The following is a 15,397-nucleotide window of genomic DNA, read 5'->3' on the forward strand; positions in this document are numbered from 1 at the left end:
AACATCAGAGCGGGCCGGAGGTGAAGACCTGTGGCCGGCACTAGGGAACGTGTCCGGGTGGCGGGACGCGAATTGACGCTCACCAACCTGGACAAAATCATCTATCCGGAGACCGGCACCACCAAGGCTGACGTGCTGGCTTACTACGCCGCAGTGGCCCACGTCCTGATCCCCGCCGCGGCCAACCGGCCGGCCACCCGCAAGCGGTGGGTCAACGGCGTGGGCACGGCAGGCAAGCCCGGTGAGGTGTTCTTCCAAAAGGACCTGGAGGACTCGGCCCCCGGCTGGCTGCCCCGGGCCGCTATCACCCACAAGGACCGGACCATCCACTACCCCCTGGTCAATGACGCCGCCACGCTGGCCTGGTTCGGGCAGATCAACTCACTCGAAATACACGTGCCGCAGTGGCGGGTGGATGCACACGGCAACCAGTTGAACCCGGACCGGCTGGTACTGGACCTTGACCCGGGTGAGGGCGCGGGCCTGCCGGAATGCCGCGAGGTGGCACTGCTCGCGCGGTCCATCCTGGAGGACGTAGGCCTGGAACCGGTGCCGGTGACCAGCGGCAGCAAGGGCATCCATCTCTACGCCGCGCTCGACGGTTCCCAGACGTCCGAGCAGATCTCCGCTTTCGCCCGCGAACTGGCCCGGGCGCTCGAGGCGGACCACCCCGACCTCGCCGTCAGCGACATGAAAAAGACGCTGCGCAGAGGCAAGGTGCTGGTGGACTGGAGCCAGAACAACGCGGCGAAAACCACGGTGGTTCCCTACTCGCTGCGCGGCCGGCCCACGCCTATGGTGGCCGCGCCACGCACCTGGCGGGAAATCGGGTCTCCCCGCCTGAAGCACCTGGACTACCGGGAAGTGCTGCGCCGGGTGCGGGACGGCAAGGACCCGTTCGCCGTCGTCGTCAATGCTGCGGCCCGCGCGGAGGAACCGGAGGACGGGCACGACGGCGACCCCCGCCTGGGCGCGTACCGCTCCATGCGTGACCCCAAGGCAACGCCCGAGCCTTTCGCGGGCATCCCGACGGGCGGGAACGCGTTCGTCATCCAGGAACACCACGCCAGCCGGCTGCACTGGGACCTGCGCCTGGAGCACGAGGGCGTCATGGTGTCCTGGGCGTTGCCCAAGGGGGTCCCCCAATCCGGCGGCAAGAACCACCTGGCCGTCCAGACCGAGGACCATCCCATGGACTACCTCACCTTCCACGGGACCATCCCCAAGGGACAATACGGGGCGGGTGAGATGACCATTTGGGACACCGGCACCTACGAACTGCACAAGTGGATCAATGGCAAGGAAGTCATCGTCACCCTGACCGGATCGGAGGGTGGTGGCCTGGGAGGGCCCACGAAACTGGCGCTCATCCACACCGGCCGCGGCCGGGACAAGGACGGGGAGAAGCAGTGGCTCATCCACCTCATGGACCCGGAACACGCGGGCGGGAGACCACGGCACGCGCCGACGGGAGCAGCAGAGCCGTCGCCGGAACGGGGCGAAGCCGGCGCAGGTGGCACGGCGCCTGCGCCGGAGCCTGCCCGGACCGCGCCCACCGCACCGGATCCGTCCCCGGACCCTGCCGAATACCGGCCCATGATGGCCACGGCGGGCACCGAACCCGACCTGCGCGGCAGCACGTGGCAATTTGAACTCAAATGGGACGGGGTCCGGGCAATCCTGGTGGCCGACAGGGAAAAGATCCGGATATTGAGCCGCAACGGCAACGACGTGACCAAGACCTACCCGGAGCTTACGGACCGCGCCTGCTGGCCGGAGCAGCCGTTCGTGGCCGATGGCGAGATCATCGCCGTCGGGCCCGGCGGCAGGCCCGACTTTGGGCTCCTGCAAGGCAGGATGAAACTCACCCGGGCCGCCGACGTCGCCAAAGCCCGCACCGCCATCCCGGTGCAACTGATGCTGTTCGACCTGCTTTTCGACGACGGGAAGGACCTGCGGCGCCTGCCGCTCAGCACCCGGCGGCGGAGGCTCGAGGAGTTCTTCAGGCCGTCGGCCTGTCCGGTGGACCTGTCCATGGTGCTCGAGGAACCCGTGGGGCTCCTGCTGGACAGCGCCAGGGAGCTGGGCCTGGAAGGAATCATGGCCAAACGGACGGACAGCCGGTACGTCAGCGGCCAACGGACCCGGACCTGGATCAAACTCAAGCTTGAGCAAACCCAGGAAGTGGTGGTGGGCGGTTGGCGGCCGGGGAAGGGTGGCCGGGAAGAGACGGTGGGCTCACTGCTGGTGGGGATTCCCGATGGCGACAAGCTGCAGTACGTGGGCCGGGTGGGCAGTGGTTTCAGCATGCGCGAGCTCACGGAACTGCGGCAAACCATGGAACGGCTGGGCCGGAAGGCATCCCCGTTCCACGATGTCCCCCGTTTGGACGCAGCTGACGCCCATTGGGTGGCCCCGGAACTGGTGGGAGAGGTGACCTACAGCGAATGGACCGGGCCGGGCAGGCTGCGGCACCCTCGGTGGCGGGGCTGGCGCGTTGACAAGGACCCGGCGGAGGTGGTCCGGGAATGACGCCCCGGTTTGCGACGTACCGTGCGCGCGGCAAGACGGAAATTACCCGGCGCCCGCGACATTTCCGGGGCGCCAGGTAATTTGCGTTTCGATTGATGCGGTGGCCGTCGCCAGGCGGCTACGAGGAGTGCGGCATCTGCGGCCGGCCGGTCCGGTGGACAGCGGTTACTGCCGCCTCGTGGCCCATGCGGCCGTGTCCGGCAGCCCGGTCCTTCGGATGCCGGCGTTTGCCGCCGCCATCCGGCCATGCATTCTGCCGGGCCAGGGGGACAGCCCCGCTTACTGCGGGCCCGGGTGTGACCGGGGCTTCCATGGCTGCAGCAAGATGGTCCGCCACCTCTGGCCTGATGTGGAACTGGTTGGACTCTTGACCCATGTCTTTTTCCCTTCTTTCCATCGTTCTTCGTTGAAACGAGGCGCCGGCCGGGCGCCCGGGCGTGCGCGGGCAGTCAGCCGAAAAGAAGTGTGTTCATCGCTCTACCATAGGCACCCCGAAGGCTCCTGTGAACCCCTCCGGAGGCCGTGACCGTGCTCACTTCCGCGCCCGCATTTACCCAAATAAACGGCTTGAAACGGTTCCCGAGGAAAAATTTTTGGTAACGGCGCCGTTGATCAGCCTGCTTCCCAGTAGTAGCGCGGGAATCCACGGCGAAAAAAGGTACCCAATGCGGCACTTCAGGGGTAGAAAAGGGAGCATGCTACGCCATTGAGCCGAGCAAACGCCATAGACATCCCGTAAAATTGAAGGCCTGCCCGGAGCGGGGCAGCTACAAGTCGCAAGCAAATGACCTCCACAGGAGTTGCCCAAATGCCCACAGACCGAAGCAGTAACCACTCTCCAGCAGGCGCCAAGAGCGCCCGCGGAACCGACCCTGCGGCCCCCACGGCTGCCAAGAAGCCCAGGCTCCTGCCACGCCGCCGGCTCAAGGAATCCGACGTCAACGTAGTTGACCAGCCCATGCTCAAAAAAGCACTGGGCGGCACCATCGTTGGAAACACGATGGAATGGTACGACGTCGGCGTTTTCGGCTACCTCATCACCACCATGGGGCCCGTGTTCCTGCCGGAATCCGATCCCACGACGCAGAACCTCTTCCTGCTGGGCACATTTGCGGCGACCTTTATCGCCCGCCCCCTCGGTGGCGTCATCTTCGGCTGGCTCGGCGACAAAGTGGGCCGGCAAAAGATCCTGGCCACCACGCTGATGATCATGGCGGCCAGCACGTTCGCCGTCGGCCTGCTGCCCGGATACGCCCAGGTTGGATTGTGGGCGGCAGCATTGCTGGTGCTCCTCAAAGTCATCCAGGGTTTCTCCACCGGCGGTGAATATGCCGGTGCCACCACCTTCGTCAGCGAGTATGCCGCCGACAAGCGCCGTGGCTTCTTTGCCAGCTTCCTGGACCTGGGCAGCTACATGGGCTTCGCTATCGGCGCGGCCTTGGTCTCGGTCCTGCAGTTGACCCTGGGCCAGGCCACCATGGAGGACTGGGGCTGGCGCATCCCGTTCCTGATTGCGGGCCCGCTGGGCCTGATCGCCGTGTACTTCCGGAGCAAGATCGAGGAGTCGCCGCAGTTCCAGGCCACCCTGGACGCCCAGGAGGCAAACGCCAAAAACGCCTCCGAAGGCACCCCTACGGCCAAGGGACCTGTCGGTATCGTCAAGGCCTACTGGCGTCCGATCATCGTGGCCATGGTTGTGGTTGCGGCCGCCAACACGGCTGGTTACGCCCTGACCTCCTACATGCCCACCTACCTGACCGACGCCAAGGGTTACGACGAGCTCCACGGCACGCTGTTGACCATCCCGGTGCTGGTAGTCATGAGCCTTTGCATCCCACTGACCGGCAGGCTGTCTGACCGGATCGGCCGCCGCCCCGTGCTGTGGATCGGTGCGGTGAGCACCATCGTCCTGGCCGTTCCGGCGTTCCTGTTGATCGGTATCGGTGCCGTTTGGTCCACCCTGGCAGGCCTGGCCCTGGTAGCCTTCCCCGTGACCTTCTACGTGGCCAACCTCGCCTCGGCCCTGCCGGCCCAGTTCCCCACGTCGAGCCGCTACGGAGCCATGGGCATTGCCTACAACTTCGCAGTGGCGATCTTCGGCGGAACCACACCCTTCATCGTGGAACTGCTGATCAAATCGACCGGCAACGACATGATGCCGGCGTACTACCTGATGGCAACCTCTTTGGTTGGCGCCGTGGCCATTTACTTCCTGAAGGAATCCGCCAACCGCCCCCTCCCGGGATCGATGCCCAGCGTTGATACCCAGGCGGAAGCCAAGGAACTGGTGGAGACCCAGGACCAGAACCCGCTGATCAACCTGGACGAACTGCCGTTCGACACCCAGGACGGCACGGATCCGCATGCACACCGCGGTGTTCCGGCAGGAGCGTAAGCTCCCGCCTGCCGCCCGGGCATTCTTGTAGCCCACGCTCACAGGCCCGCTCCTGTGCTTCCTGCGGGAAGTACGGAAGCGGGCCTTCGCGTGCCCGCCGGATGTCCTGGTGTGTCAGGAGCCCAGCCGGCAACATATGACTCTGCGGGATGCCTGGTGATACGTTCCCAAAGGCCCTATCAGGCGCCGGCACCGCAGTAACAGGGAATGGATTCGGGATATGAAGCGCGTAGTGGACCAGGTGCGCGCGCTGCACCGGCTGGAACCGGCCACCAACGACCATCTTGCGGCGCTCCGGGTTGCCCTGAGTGTCGCAGCCCCCTCCCTGGTCCTGTTGGCCTTGGGCAGGACTGACCTGATCATCTACGCCGTGTTCGGTGCCCTTACCGGGATGTACGGCCGCTCGGAGCCCCACCAGTTGCGGCTTCGGCACCAAGGCCAGGCCGCCTTGGTACTGCTCTGCGGAGTGGCCGTGGGGATCACGCTGTCCATCAACCACCTCCATTCCTGGTGGCTGGTGGCCGTGGAAGCCACCCTTGCCGGGGTGGGCTCCGTCTACTCGGACCGGGTGCGGCTGAAACCCAACGGACCCTTCTTCGGCATCCTGGCCCTCGGAGCCTGCGCTTCCGTTCCTGTCGCGGTCCCTTGGTATGTGGCGATGCTCATCGCCGGCGGATCGGCTGTGTTCTCCATGGCTGTGGGCTTCAGCGGCTGGATACGGCGCAGGTCCTGGGAACCCGGCGCCACCAGGGCCGTGCCCTCCCCCACCCCGGCGGGCCGGCGTGAGCTGCTGGTCCACGCCGCACGGTATGTGCTGGCCGTGGGCGCAGCCGGAACAGTGGGCGTCCTCAGCGGCAGCGGCCATCCGCACTGGGCCATGGCAGCCGCGGCAGTGCCGCTCGCCGGGGCGGACCTTCCCAGCCGTGTCCGGCGCGGCATCCACCGCATCGTGGGGACCTTCCTGGGCCTGGCCGTGACCGCCGTCGTCCTCCTTCCGGCACCCTGGACGCTGGCCGGGCTCTACCCCGCGTTCCAGGAGCCCGCGCGCCATGCCCAGGTGCTGGCCCTCCTGGTGATCCTTTTCCAGTTCGCCACCGAGCTGTTCATGACCAGGCACTACGGCTTGGCCATGGTCTGGTTCACCCCGGTGATCCTGCTCATGACCCAACTGGCCTCGCCGGCCGAACCGGGGGTCCTGATCCTGGAGCGGGCCGTGGAAACGTTGGTGGGCGCGCTGCTGGGCATCCTGGTAGTGGTGGCCGTCCGCCGCTCCGGGCCGCAAGCAGGCACCGGCTTCGAAGGCCCGGTACAGCTACCCGGGGTTGCGCTCCGGCTTGGGTTTGCGCGCCGGTCCCGCCATTAGCCGCGCCGGCGCCAGCTTGGCCACGGCGGCCACCGCCTTGTAGCGCCTGGAAGGCACGGACACCGCCTTGCCGCGCTCGTTGTCCGCCAGGCCTTCCCGCACCACCCGCTCCGCACGCAGCCACGTCCAGGACGGGGCCACGGACTTGTCCATGCCCATCCGGTCGTGGAACTCGGTATGCGTAAACCCCGGACATACCGCGGTGACCTGGATCCCGCGCGAGCGGTACGCCAGGTTGGCCCACCGGCTGAAACTGACCAGCCATGCTTTCGCTGCCGAGTAGGTGCCGCGGGGTAGGAAGGCGGCCACGCTGGCCACATTGATGATCCTGCCCTCCCCGCGTTCGAGCATTCCGCCGAGCGCCGCGTGGGTGAGCACCATGGCCGTTTCCACGTGCAGCTTCAGGTGGTCTTTTTCCGCCCCGATCGGGTTGTCCTCGAAGTTGTGCAGCAGCCCGATACCGGCATTGTTCACCAGGATGCCCACCGGCCGCGCGGGGTCCTTGAGACGTTCGACGACGGCGGCGACGTCGGCGTCCACCGTGAGGTCAGCGGGCAGGACCTCAGCCGTGATTCCGTACCGCCGGTGCAGGTCCGCCGCGGTTTCCTCCAGGCGGGAGGCGCTGCGGGCCACCAGGACAAGGGGGTGCCCCTGGGCCGCGAGCTGCTTGGCGAATTCGTGTCCCAGCCCGGCGCTGGCTCCGGTAACGAGTGCGATTGTTGGCGTCATGCTGCCAGCCTAACCAGTTGCCGGTACTACACCCCTGCGAACCGGGCCAGCGGGTTGGCCAGGCGTCCGGCCAGCTGCAGGCCGCCGGAGGGATCGGAGAGCTCCAGCATGTGCTGGTTGTTGCGCAGCTGCAGCCGGTTGAGGCAGGACAGTGGAAAGTCCGGGGCGAACAGGTTGTGTCTTGCGAACTGGTCCGCAAGCTCTGGATGCTCCGCCTGGTAGTCCCGGATGGCTGCGGCTGCGGTGCGCCAGAACTCCTCTTGGGGCAGGGTGCCGTCCTCGTCCAGCAGGGCCGCGAGGAAGCGGAAGATGCAGTCGAAGACGTCGGTGAAGATCGCCAATACCTTCTCCCCGTCAGGAATCGCGGCCTTGATCCTTGCGGCTTCGGCGGGCACCTCCAGCCGGTCCCCCATCACGACGATTTCCTCGGCGATGTCCTTCATGACGGCCCGCACGGGCACGCCGTTTTCCAGGACCAGGATGACGTTTTCGCCGTGCGGCATGAACGCCAGCTCATAGCGGCAGAGGCAGTGCACCAGGGGAACCAGGTAGGCCTCGAAGTACCGGCGGAGCCATGTGGCGGGCGCCAGTCCGGAACGTTCGATCAGTGCGGCGGCCATCGGTTTTCCTGCCGCATCCACATGCAGGAGCGACGCCATGGTGGCCAGCTGCCCGCCGTCGCGCAGCAGCGGCAGCGGACTTTCCCGCCAGAGCGCGGACAGCATCTTCCGGTACGGTGAGCCTTCCGCGGAGCCGGCCTCGTAATGCGGGTTGTGGTAACCGACGGCGGCTACCTCGCCGATCATGGTGAACCCGCGGCGCTGCAGCGCCGGGTCTGAGCCGATCAGTTCCCGCAACCAGTCGTTGATGGCGGGCGTCGCCTTCATGTACTGAGGGGAGAGTCCGCGCATGAAGCCCATGTTCAGCACTGACAGGGCGGTCTTGACGTAGTGCTTGGCGGGGGCCGCGGTGTTGAAGAACGTCCGGATCGACTGCTGTGCCTGGTATTGATCGGTTCCCGTACCCAGATGGACGATGCGTTGCCGGGCGATCTCCGCCGCGAACGTACCCGTGAGCTTGTTCTGCCACTGCCAGGGATGCACCGGCATGAGGAAGTACTGCTCCGGCTCGAGTCCCTGTTCCGCCAGCACGGCGTGGAAAGTGTCCAGCAGCGGCCCCAGTTCGGCGGCCAGGTGTGTCCGGTAGTCCAGCCCCGCTGCGCAGGTGAAGACGGCGCAGCTGCGGTGCACGGCGATCCATTCCAGGCGCACGGCGGCACCGGTTTCGGGGGCGAAGGCGTGGTAGTCGCGGATGCCGAAGCCCAGCCGGCCGTTGTTGGCCACGAAGCAGGGGTGGCCCTCGGACATGCTGCGTTCGATGGCCTGGAAATCGGCGGCAGCGTCCGCGCCGCGGGTTATTCCGGCCGCCAGTTCCGCGGAGTCCGGCCGGCGGGCCGCCAGTTTGTAGGCGTGTCCGGCCAGCGTGCTGCTGATTTCTTCCAGGTAGACCGGAAGCATGGAGATGGTGATGCCGAGGGTCTTGTGGAAGGCAGTGATGAACTCCATGGCGTCCAGCGGTGCCTCGGCGCCCCCGTGGAGATGCCGGATTGAACCGGCATCGATGGACCAGTGGTCCAGGTCCAGGATCCGCGCGTCGAAACGGTACTCGCGGGTTCCGTCGTCGCTGACCACCCGATAACTGGCGGTGTGCTCCGTCCCGCTGAGGCGCTGAGGCGCAAGGATCCGTTCATGCGAGAACTCGGCGAGCGCTTTGCGGAGCAGATGCCGGTTGGCTGCCTCCCAGCGATGCAGGCTGAGGTGGGAAACGTCGGACGGGAAGGCAGCGGCCGGGGCGGGGTAGAGGTCAGTGGTCACAGTGGTGCTCCATTGCGGTCGAGGTGGCGGGCACGCGGATTGGGGCGGTGAGAAGGTTCAACGCCCGGGCAGCCAGGTAGTCCTCCCGGCTGCAAAAGCTCAGGAGCGCGTCCTTGTCCGGGAGGGCCACCACCCCCTCGGGGCGGAAGCCGAGCCGTTTATTGAGGGCGTGGATCCGGGTATTCCGGACGTCGGGTTCCACAACGATCCGGTCCACCCCGGGCTTGGCGAACAGCCGGGCCAGCACGGCATCCATGACGGCCGTGGTGAACCCGGCCACAGGAGCGTCCGACGGCGGGGCCACCAGCAGGTGCATGCCGGCGTCACCGGGCCGGACCGGGTAGGCCGTGGCCAGCGGTGAGGACGCGGGCAGGTACTCCTCAACGAGGAAGGCCGGAATGCCGTCGTCGAGCCCCAGCAGGGCGTGGTGGTGTCCGCTCGCCTGGATGGCGGCGTACTCCTTTTCGACGTCGTCAACGTCGGCGGCCAGCATTCCCCAAAAGGAGGCGTAGGGCCGCGTGACCCAGCTGTGCAGGAGCTGGGCGTCGGCCGCGGGGTCGACGCATCGGAACGTGACCCTCATGCGTGCACCTCCGCCGTGATGCTCTCCGGTGCGCCGAACTGTTGGAAGGCGATGCTGCGTTCCACGGGGTAGACCTCCCGGCCGGCGATCTCCCGGAGGATGCACGAGTTGCGGTAGGCACCCATGCCCAGGTCCGGGGCGGCGAATCCGTGGGTGTGCAGTTCGGCGTTCTGGACGTAGATCTCTCCGGGTTCCACACCGGTGCTGTAGTTGCGGTCCACCGCAAAGCGGCCTTCGCTGTCCCGGGCAATCCTGTCCCGGATTTCCGCGAGGAACTGCGGTTCCCGGTAGCTGTAGCCGGTGGCGAAAACCACGGCGTCGCTGTCCAGGGTGTAGGGGGCGCCCTGCTCGTCGTGGTGCAGGTGCAGGGTGTGGGTTCCGGCGGCGGCGTCCCATGCAGCGGCTGTGAGCGTGGAATGGGTCAGCAGCCGCGTGTCCACCATCCCTGAGAGGCTCCGGGTGTAGAGGAGGTCGTAGATTGCGTCGATCAGGTCCGCGTTGATGCCCTTGTAGAGGTTCTTCTGCGTCTTGTTGAGGTGGTCGCGGCGGTGCGGCGGGAGGCCATGGAAGTAGTCCACGTACTCGGGCGAGGTCATCTCGAGGGTCAGTTTGGTGTACTCCAGGGGAAAGAACCGGCCGGAACGGGTCACCCAGTCCAGCCGGTACCCGTAGGCGTCCGCGTCCGTGAGCAGGTCATAGTAGATCTCCGCCGCACTCTGCCCGCTGCCCACGATGGTGATGCTGCGGCGCTGCTGCAGGTCCGCCTTCCGGGCCAGGTAGTCGGCATTGTGGAAGGCCATGCCCCCGCGGCCTGCGGCGGCCTCGGCCATGATGCCATGGCCGGCTTCCGGTACGTAGGGGCTGGTGCCGGTGCCCAGCACCAGCCGGCGGGCGGAAAGTACCTCCGTGCCGCCGGGGCAGGAGACGGCCAGCCGGTACACGCCGTCGTCGTACGCCGCATCCAGCACGGTTGTGCCAAAACGTACCGAAGGCAATTGCCCGGCCACCCACTGGCAGTACTGGTTGTATTCGGCGCGCAGCGGGTAGAAGTCCTCGCGGATGTAGAACCGGTACAGCCGGCCGGTCTGCTTGAGGAAGTTCAGGAACGAGTAGGGCGAGGTGGGGTCCGCCATGGTCACCAGGTCCGCCAGGAAAGGGACCTGCAGGTGGGCCGGCTCCAGCATCATGCCGGGGTGCCACTCGAAGGATTCGCGCTGGTCGAGGAAGATGCCGGCCAGGCCCTCGACGGGCTCAGCCAGGGCGGCGAGGCCAAGGTTGAAGGGGCCGACGCCGATGGCTGCGAAGTCATGGACGTGGCCGGTTGCGGGGGTGGTCATGCGGCGGCCCCGTCCTGCAGGAGGTCCGCGCCGGTGCGGCGCAGGAGGTCGATGATGCCGGCGATGTCCTCGAGGGTGGCTTCGGCATTGAGGAGGGTGAACTTCAGGTAGTGGCGGCCGCCCACCGTGGTCCCGGCAACCACTGCCCGCCCGGACGCGAAGACGGCGGCGCGCACGGCAGGATTGAGCGCGTCGGCGGCGTCCTCACTGAGCCGCGCTCCCCCGTCCAGCCGCGGGCGGTAGCGGAACACCAGGGTGCTGAGCTGCGGCGGTGCCGCGAGTTCGAAGTCGTCGTCCGCGTCCAGGAGCAATCCGACGCGCCCCGCGAGGTCGATGGCTTCGTCGAACAGCGCGCCGATGGCGTCCGCCCCCATGATCCGCAGCGTGAGCCACAGTTTCAGGGCGTCGAAGCGGCGGGTGGTCTGGAGGCTCTTGTCCACCTGGTTTGGAATGTCCGCGAGGGCGGCGCTTTCCGGGTTCAGGTAGTCGGCGTGGAAGGTGACGTGCCGCAGCATGGCCCTGTCGCGGACCAGCAGCGCGCTTGAGCTGACGGGCTGGAAGAAGGTCTTGTGGAAATCCACGGTGACCGAGTCCGCGAACCGGGTCCCGTCCAGGAGGTGCCGGTACCGGCCGGAGACCATGAGGCCGCCGCCGTAGGCGGCGTCCACGTGGAGCCAGGCGCCGGAGGCATGGGCAAGGGCGGCAAGGTCTGCGAGCGGGTCCACCGCGCCAAAGTCGGTGGTCCCGGCGGTGGCCACCACCGCCATCGGAACCAGGCCGGCCCGGTGTGCGTCGGCCAGGGCATCGGCCAGGGCTTCGGGGTCCATCCGGCGGTCCGGCGTGCAGGGAACACTGATGACGGCGTCGAATCCGAGGCCCAGCAGGGCGGCCGACTTTTGGATGCTGAAGTGGCTGTCCACGGAGGCGTAGATCCGGAGTCTGTCCAGCAGCGACGGGAGGCGGAGGCCGCTGCGGGCCGGGTCCTGGCGGAGGGCCGCAACTGCGTGGTTGCGGGCGATCAGTAGCGCCTGCAGGTTGGACTGGCTGCCGCCGGAGGTGAAGATACCGTCAGCGGCGGCGCCCAGGTGCAGCCGTTGCGCGGTCCAGTCGATGAGGCGCCGCTCGATCATGGTGGCCCCCGCGCTTTGGTCCCAGGTGTCCAGCGAGGAGTTGACGGCGGAAAGGACGGCCTCGCCCACCAGTGCCGGGATCACCACCGGGCAGTTGAGGTGCGCCGCGTATTTGGGGTCATGGAAATAGACGGCGTCGCGCAGGTAGACGTCCTCAAGCTCCTCCAGTGCCGCAGCGGTGTCCCGCAGCGGCACGTCCAGGTCAACCGCCCCCACCCGGGCCTCCAGCTCTGACGGTTCGACGCCGGCGAAGGGCCGGGTGGTCCGCTCCAGCTTGGTGGCCACGGCAGTGACACCCTGCAGGACCTGCGCCACGTACCGGGCTGAGTTCCTGGCATTGAGGAGGTGGTTGCTGGCCCCGAGCGCCAGTTCCAGCCGGGAGGCAAAATCCTCACCGGCGGAAGTGGATGGCGGGCCCTGTGGGGAGGCGGTGGCGGGTCGCGGTGTTTCCACGTGCGGAGCAGGGTGGGGCATCAGCGGCATGGGTTTCCTTTGCTGGGCATTGCCGGAGTGGCAGTGGTCGTAGCAGTCAGGGCTGGAGCCGAACACCCCACCCTGCATTCTTGTAAGGTAAGCCTTACTTAGGTAACCCTTTTAATCAAACTTTTGTGATGTATTTCGTATTGAACCGTGGATTCGGCGTTCCGGAGCACCGGCAGGTCCCCGCGACGCTACGCTTGGGGTCAAGGGGGCACCGGGGATTGCGGGCTCCATCACCAAATGCCGGAACTTGTGCATCAATTAGTAAGCATGCTTTTCTTATGGGGTAGATGAACCTCCGCAAGCAGTTCGCGGCGGGACTGCCGGCCATGGCGGTTCCGTGAAAGAAGCCCAAGGAAGAACATGATGACCACCGCAATGGATGAGCAGCTGATGGCGTTTGGGGAGCGCCGCGAACCGGCTGAGCAGTTTCCGGCCACCACGGTACCTGTCGACGCAGGACTGCTGGTGACCCTCAATTCGCGCATGCACTGCCGCACGCCGATGCAGCTTGTCGATCACGGGGAACTTCCGGTCCGGCAGCCCGTTTACGTTGACGGAACCTCCGTGGTGGCACTGCGGCCGGAGGCGGCCGAAACCGTCACCACCTACCGCTGTGCCTGCGGCTTCACCATCGACGACCCCGGGACCGCCTGGGCGGTCAGCGATTCGGCCCTGGCCAGCTGACCCTGCTCCGAGCGCGGGCGCCGGCCAGCGGCCAGCGAATGTGATCGGCGGATGCGATCAGCGGATGGGGCCGGCGGGCGGTCAGCGCTCGGGCCAGTCCACGAACTGTTCGTAGCCCTCGTGCTTGCGGAGGTAGCTGGACATGAACGGGCAGTGCGGAATGATGCGTTTTCCGGTGGCCACCACGTCATCCAGGGCAAAATGCGCCAGCACCTTGCCCAGCCCCTGCCCCTCGAAGTCCTGGCCCGTTTCGGTATGGGTGAAGTCGATATGTCCCGGCAGGTCGTGGAAGAAGGCCTGGACAGCGAGCCTGCCGTCCACCAGGAGTTCGTACCGGTGGTCCGCATCGTTGCGCCGCAGGGTGACGTTGGGGGTGAACTTATCCTCTGTGGACATGGTGTTCTCGGTCATGGTTTGACACTGGCACTACTTCACCCCGCTGGCAATGCCCCTTCGGCCGCGCCTCCGGCGGGAGGTGGTCCGGGCCGCCGGCCCGCCCGCCGGCCGTCGCGGGGGCCTGGTCCCGGCCGATGGCCGTCGCCGCAGCGGAAACCCGCCCAGCAGGAGGATCGCCGCGGAAAAGCACAAGGTGCCGGCAGCCAGCAGCCCCAGTGACAATCCGTTGAGGGCGGCGTCCGCCGCGGGAAGGAAGACCACGACGACGGCGGCCGCAGCCAAGGCGGGCCGGCTGCGGTAGGCGCGTGGCGCCGTTTCCCGGTCCTCGAGGCGGCCGAAGGCGGCAGCGACGGGGAGCAGCAGGACGACCAGGGCCAGGACCACCACGGGCCGCGACCACCACCACGCGGCGGTGCCGGCGCCGGGCTTGGGGAACGGCACCAGGAGCAGCAGCCCTGACATCGCGCCCAGCAGCGGCAGGTGCCACAAGTACACCGTCAGGGACCGGCTGCCCGCCACGCCCACGAGGCGGCCAATCCAGCGGACCTCGGCGAGCGACGCGAGGACCGGCCGCGCCAGCTCCATCGCGGCCAGCTGGGAGACGGCCAACAGGACCAGGGTGAGGTTGGGTGGATTGAGGTTCACCAGCATGTTGCCGGTGTACAGGCCCAGCCCCGTCACCACACCCAACGCAAGGTTTGCTGCCAACGCAATGGCCAGCAGGCCCGAACGGGAAAGCCGGGACGTCCAGCCGTCGGCCGCCAGGAAGCCCAGTTGCTGCACTGCGCACCACACGAACACCAGGTTCGCGTAGGCAAGGTTCGGCAGCGCCCCCCGGAGGCAATCCACGGCAACCACCAGGCCGAGGAGCAGGCCCAGCGCCAGCCAGGGGGAACGCGCATGGAGCGCCGCCAGGACCGGAATGTTCAACTGCGCCGCGAGGTAGGCGGCCAGGAACCACAGCGGCATGCCGGCGCCGGTGGCCATGAGCTGGACCACCTGAGGGTCCACCCCGAGGGCACGGGCCAACAACAGTCCCAGGACCATCGCCGCAAGCAGCGCGGTGGCCGGACGGACCAGGCGCAGCAGCCGTGCACGGATGAACTGGGCCGCCGTCCCGCCGCGCGCCTTAATCCGGCGCCAGGACTGCAGGCCGGTCACACCCCCGGTAACGAAGAACAGGGGCATGACCATGAAGATCCAGATGACGGGGACAAACCAGTCCTGGTCGCCAAGGGTGTTCTCCGTTGTCACGGTCCCGTCCGGGTGCAGGACCGGACTGACCATCATGGAATGGCCCACCACCACCAATGCCAGGCAGACGAAGCGGACAAGGTCGATCGCCGGATCACGGGCTGCCGTGTCCGCGTGGTCTTGGTTCCCCCGACCCCGCCGCACCGCGTGGCCTTACAGCGTTCCGACCCTGTTCACAGCACCATTCTGCGCCTGTTGCCGGTGGTGTAGAAGAGGCAGGGGTGCCGGGCTAAAGCACAGCTACCAGGCCCAGGACGACGGCGAGCAGCGGCGTTGCGCCCTGGGTGGCCGCCGCGCGGAGGTACTTGCGGCCGCTGAGGGCCAGGACCACGGCCGCCAGGAGCATGGAGCCGCAGCTTGAAAACACCAGGGTCCAGCCCGCCACGTGCTGCGCCGGACCGGCCCCGAACACCACCAGGCCGATTCCGACCAGGGCACCCACTGCCAGGAACAGGTTGTAGAACCCCTGGTTGTACGCCAGCGGCCTGGTGATCTCTGCATGCTCTTGGGATCCGATGCTGAAGCGTTTCCACGTGGCGGGCCGGGACCAGGTCACGGATTCCATGGTGAAGATGAAAACGTGCAGCGCCGCGGCGAGGAAGGCAAAAAAGAGGGAGGCCAGGATCATGGCTTGATC

At 67.1% G+C, this 15,397-nt stretch carries 13 protein-coding genes; 4 read left to right on the forward strand and 9 right to left on the reverse strand.

Features of this window, described 5'->3' with window-relative positions; genetic code table 11:
* Window positions 1–30: 30 nt before the first annotated feature.
* Window positions 31–2,532, forward strand: coding sequence for an ATP-dependent DNA ligase (locus AC4EEO_RS16850; protein ID WP_491339327.1), 2,502 nt, complete (start codon window positions 31–33; stop codon window positions 2,530–2,532).
* Between the two features lie 118 nt (window positions 2,533–2,650).
* Here AC4EEO_RS16850 and AC4EEO_RS16855 read toward each other — a convergent pair whose 3' ends face one another.
* Complete coding sequence (locus AC4EEO_RS16855; protein WP_491339328.1) at window positions 2,651–2,908, reverse strand: hypothetical protein; 258 nt, start codon at window positions 2,906–2,908, stop codon at window positions 2,651–2,653.
* A 432-nt stretch (window positions 2,909–3,340) separates the two neighbouring features.
* Here AC4EEO_RS16855 and AC4EEO_RS16860 point away from each other — a divergent pair, with 432 nt between their 5' ends.
* Both AC4EEO_RS16860 and AC4EEO_RS16865 read left to right on the forward strand, forming a co-directional pair.
* A complete protein-coding gene (locus AC4EEO_RS16860; RefSeq protein ID WP_491339329.1) occupies window positions 3,341–4,927 on the forward strand; it encodes an MFS transporter in 1,587 nt (528 codons plus the stop codon).
* 220 nt (window positions 4,928–5,147) lie between these two features.
* On the forward strand, window positions 5,148–6,290 hold the full coding sequence (locus AC4EEO_RS16865) for an FUSC family protein (RefSeq protein WP_109863633.1): 1,143 nt from the start codon (window positions 5,148–5,150) through the stop codon (window positions 6,288–6,290).
* On the opposite strand, the gene AC4EEO_RS16870 is transcribed toward AC4EEO_RS16865, so the two are convergent.
* Genes AC4EEO_RS16870 through AC4EEO_RS16890 form a run of 5 tightly spaced genes read right to left on the reverse strand, consistent with a single transcriptional unit; the run spans window position 6,240 to window position 12,426 of the window.
* Window positions 6,240–7,019 carry an SDR family NAD(P)-dependent oxidoreductase gene (locus AC4EEO_RS16870; RefSeq protein ID WP_285318589.1) on the reverse strand — a complete coding sequence of 260 codons (780 nt, stop codon included), beginning with the start codon at window positions 7,017–7,019 and terminating at the stop codon, window positions 6,240–6,242. The genes AC4EEO_RS16865 and AC4EEO_RS16870 overlap by 51 nt on opposite strands.
* A 26-nt stretch (window positions 7,020–7,045) precedes the next feature.
* Window positions 7,046–8,893 carry an IucA/IucC family protein gene (locus tag AC4EEO_RS16875; protein WP_491339330.1) on the reverse strand — a complete coding sequence of 616 codons (1,848 nt, stop codon included), beginning with the start codon at window positions 8,891–8,893 and terminating at the stop codon, window positions 7,046–7,048.
* Window positions 8,883–9,476 carry a GNAT family N-acetyltransferase gene (locus AC4EEO_RS16880; protein WP_491339331.1) on the reverse strand — a complete coding sequence of 198 codons (594 nt, stop codon included), beginning with the start codon at window positions 9,474–9,476 and terminating at the stop codon, window positions 8,883–8,885. The genes AC4EEO_RS16875 and AC4EEO_RS16880 overlap by 11 nt, the downstream gene beginning before the upstream one ends.
* Entirely contained in the window at window positions 9,473–10,813 is a 1,341-nt protein-coding gene (locus AC4EEO_RS16885; RefSeq protein ID WP_491339332.1) for a lysine N(6)-hydroxylase/L-ornithine N(5)-oxygenase family protein, read from the reverse strand. Before AC4EEO_RS16885 ends, AC4EEO_RS16880 begins: the two co-directional genes overlap by 4 nt.
* On the reverse strand, window positions 10,810–12,426 hold the full coding sequence (locus AC4EEO_RS16890; protein WP_491339333.1) for a pyridoxal phosphate-dependent decarboxylase family protein: 1,617 nt from the start codon (window positions 12,424–12,426) through the stop codon (window positions 10,810–10,812). Before AC4EEO_RS16890 ends, AC4EEO_RS16885 begins: the two co-directional genes overlap by 4 nt.
* A 360-nt stretch (window positions 12,427–12,786) precedes the next feature.
* On the opposite strand from AC4EEO_RS16890, the gene AC4EEO_RS16895 reads away from it, so the two are divergent.
* A complete protein-coding gene (locus AC4EEO_RS16895) occupies window positions 12,787–13,110 on the forward strand; it encodes a hypothetical protein (protein WP_491339334.1) in 324 nt (107 codons plus the stop codon).
* Window positions 13,111–13,191: 81 nt separating this feature from the next.
* Here AC4EEO_RS16895 and AC4EEO_RS16900 read toward each other — a convergent pair whose 3' ends face one another.
* The 3 genes from AC4EEO_RS16900 to AC4EEO_RS16910 all read right to left on the reverse strand — a co-directional run bounded on the left by AC4EEO_RS16900 (window position 13,192) and on the right by AC4EEO_RS16910 (window position 15,388).
* The gene (locus AC4EEO_RS16900; protein WP_018763726.1) at window positions 13,192–13,521 is read right to left on the reverse strand and encodes a GNAT family N-acetyltransferase; all 330 of its coding nucleotides are present in this window, start codon (window positions 13,519–13,521) and stop codon (window positions 13,192–13,194) included.
* A 15-nt stretch (window positions 13,522–13,536) separates the two neighbouring features.
* The gene (locus AC4EEO_RS16905) at window positions 13,537–14,904 is read right to left on the reverse strand and encodes an acyltransferase family protein (RefSeq protein WP_491339335.1); all 1,368 of its coding nucleotides are present in this window, start codon (window positions 14,902–14,904) and stop codon (window positions 13,537–13,539) included.
* 85 nt (window positions 14,905–14,989) lie between these two features.
* The gene (locus tag AC4EEO_RS16910; protein ID WP_491339336.1) at window positions 14,990–15,388 is read right to left on the reverse strand and encodes a DUF1304 domain-containing protein; all 399 of its coding nucleotides are present in this window, start codon (window positions 15,386–15,388) and stop codon (window positions 14,990–14,992) included.
* Between the last annotated feature and the right edge of the window lie 9 nt (window positions 15,389–15,397).

The sequence above is a fragment of the Pseudarthrobacter sp. MOO13 genome, assembly GCF_058267655.1.

Excerpts from the sequence above, each read along its gene's own strand:
- AC4EEO_RS16855 (WP_491339328.1), bottom strand. The coding sequence starts at position 2,908 with ATGGGTCAAGAGTCCAACCAGTTCCACATCAGGCCAGAGGTGGCGGAC.
- AC4EEO_RS16860 (WP_491339329.1), top strand. The coding sequence starts at position 3,341 with ATGCCCACAGACCGAAGCAGTAACCACTCTCCAGCAGGCGCCAAGAGC.
- AC4EEO_RS16865 (WP_109863633.1), top strand. The coding sequence starts at position 5,148 with ATGAAGCGCGTAGTGGACCAGGTGCGCGCGCTGCACCGGCTGGAACCG.
- AC4EEO_RS16870 (WP_285318589.1), bottom strand. The coding sequence starts at position 7,019 with ATGACGCCAACAATCGCACTCGTTACCGGAGCCAGCGCCGGGCTGGGA.
- AC4EEO_RS16880 (WP_491339331.1), bottom strand. The coding sequence starts at position 9,476 with ATGAGGGTCACGTTCCGATGCGTCGACCCCGCGGCCGACGCCCAGCTC.
- AC4EEO_RS16885 (WP_491339332.1), bottom strand. The coding sequence starts at position 10,813 with ATGACCACCCCCGCAACCGGCCACGTCCATGACTTCGCAGCCATCGGC.
- AC4EEO_RS16890 (WP_491339333.1), bottom strand. The coding sequence starts at position 12,426 with ATGCCGCTGATGCCCCACCCTGCTCCGCACGTGGAAACACCGCGACCC.
- AC4EEO_RS16895 (WP_491339334.1), top strand. The coding sequence starts at position 12,787 with ATGATGACCACCGCAATGGATGAGCAGCTGATGGCGTTTGGGGAGCGC.
- AC4EEO_RS16900 (WP_018763726.1), bottom strand. The coding sequence starts at position 13,521 with ATGACCGAGAACACCATGTCCACAGAGGATAAGTTCACCCCCAACGTC.
- AC4EEO_RS16910 (WP_491339336.1), bottom strand. The coding sequence starts at position 15,388 with ATGATCCTGGCCTCCCTCTTTTTTGCCTTCCTCGCCGCGGCGCTGCAC.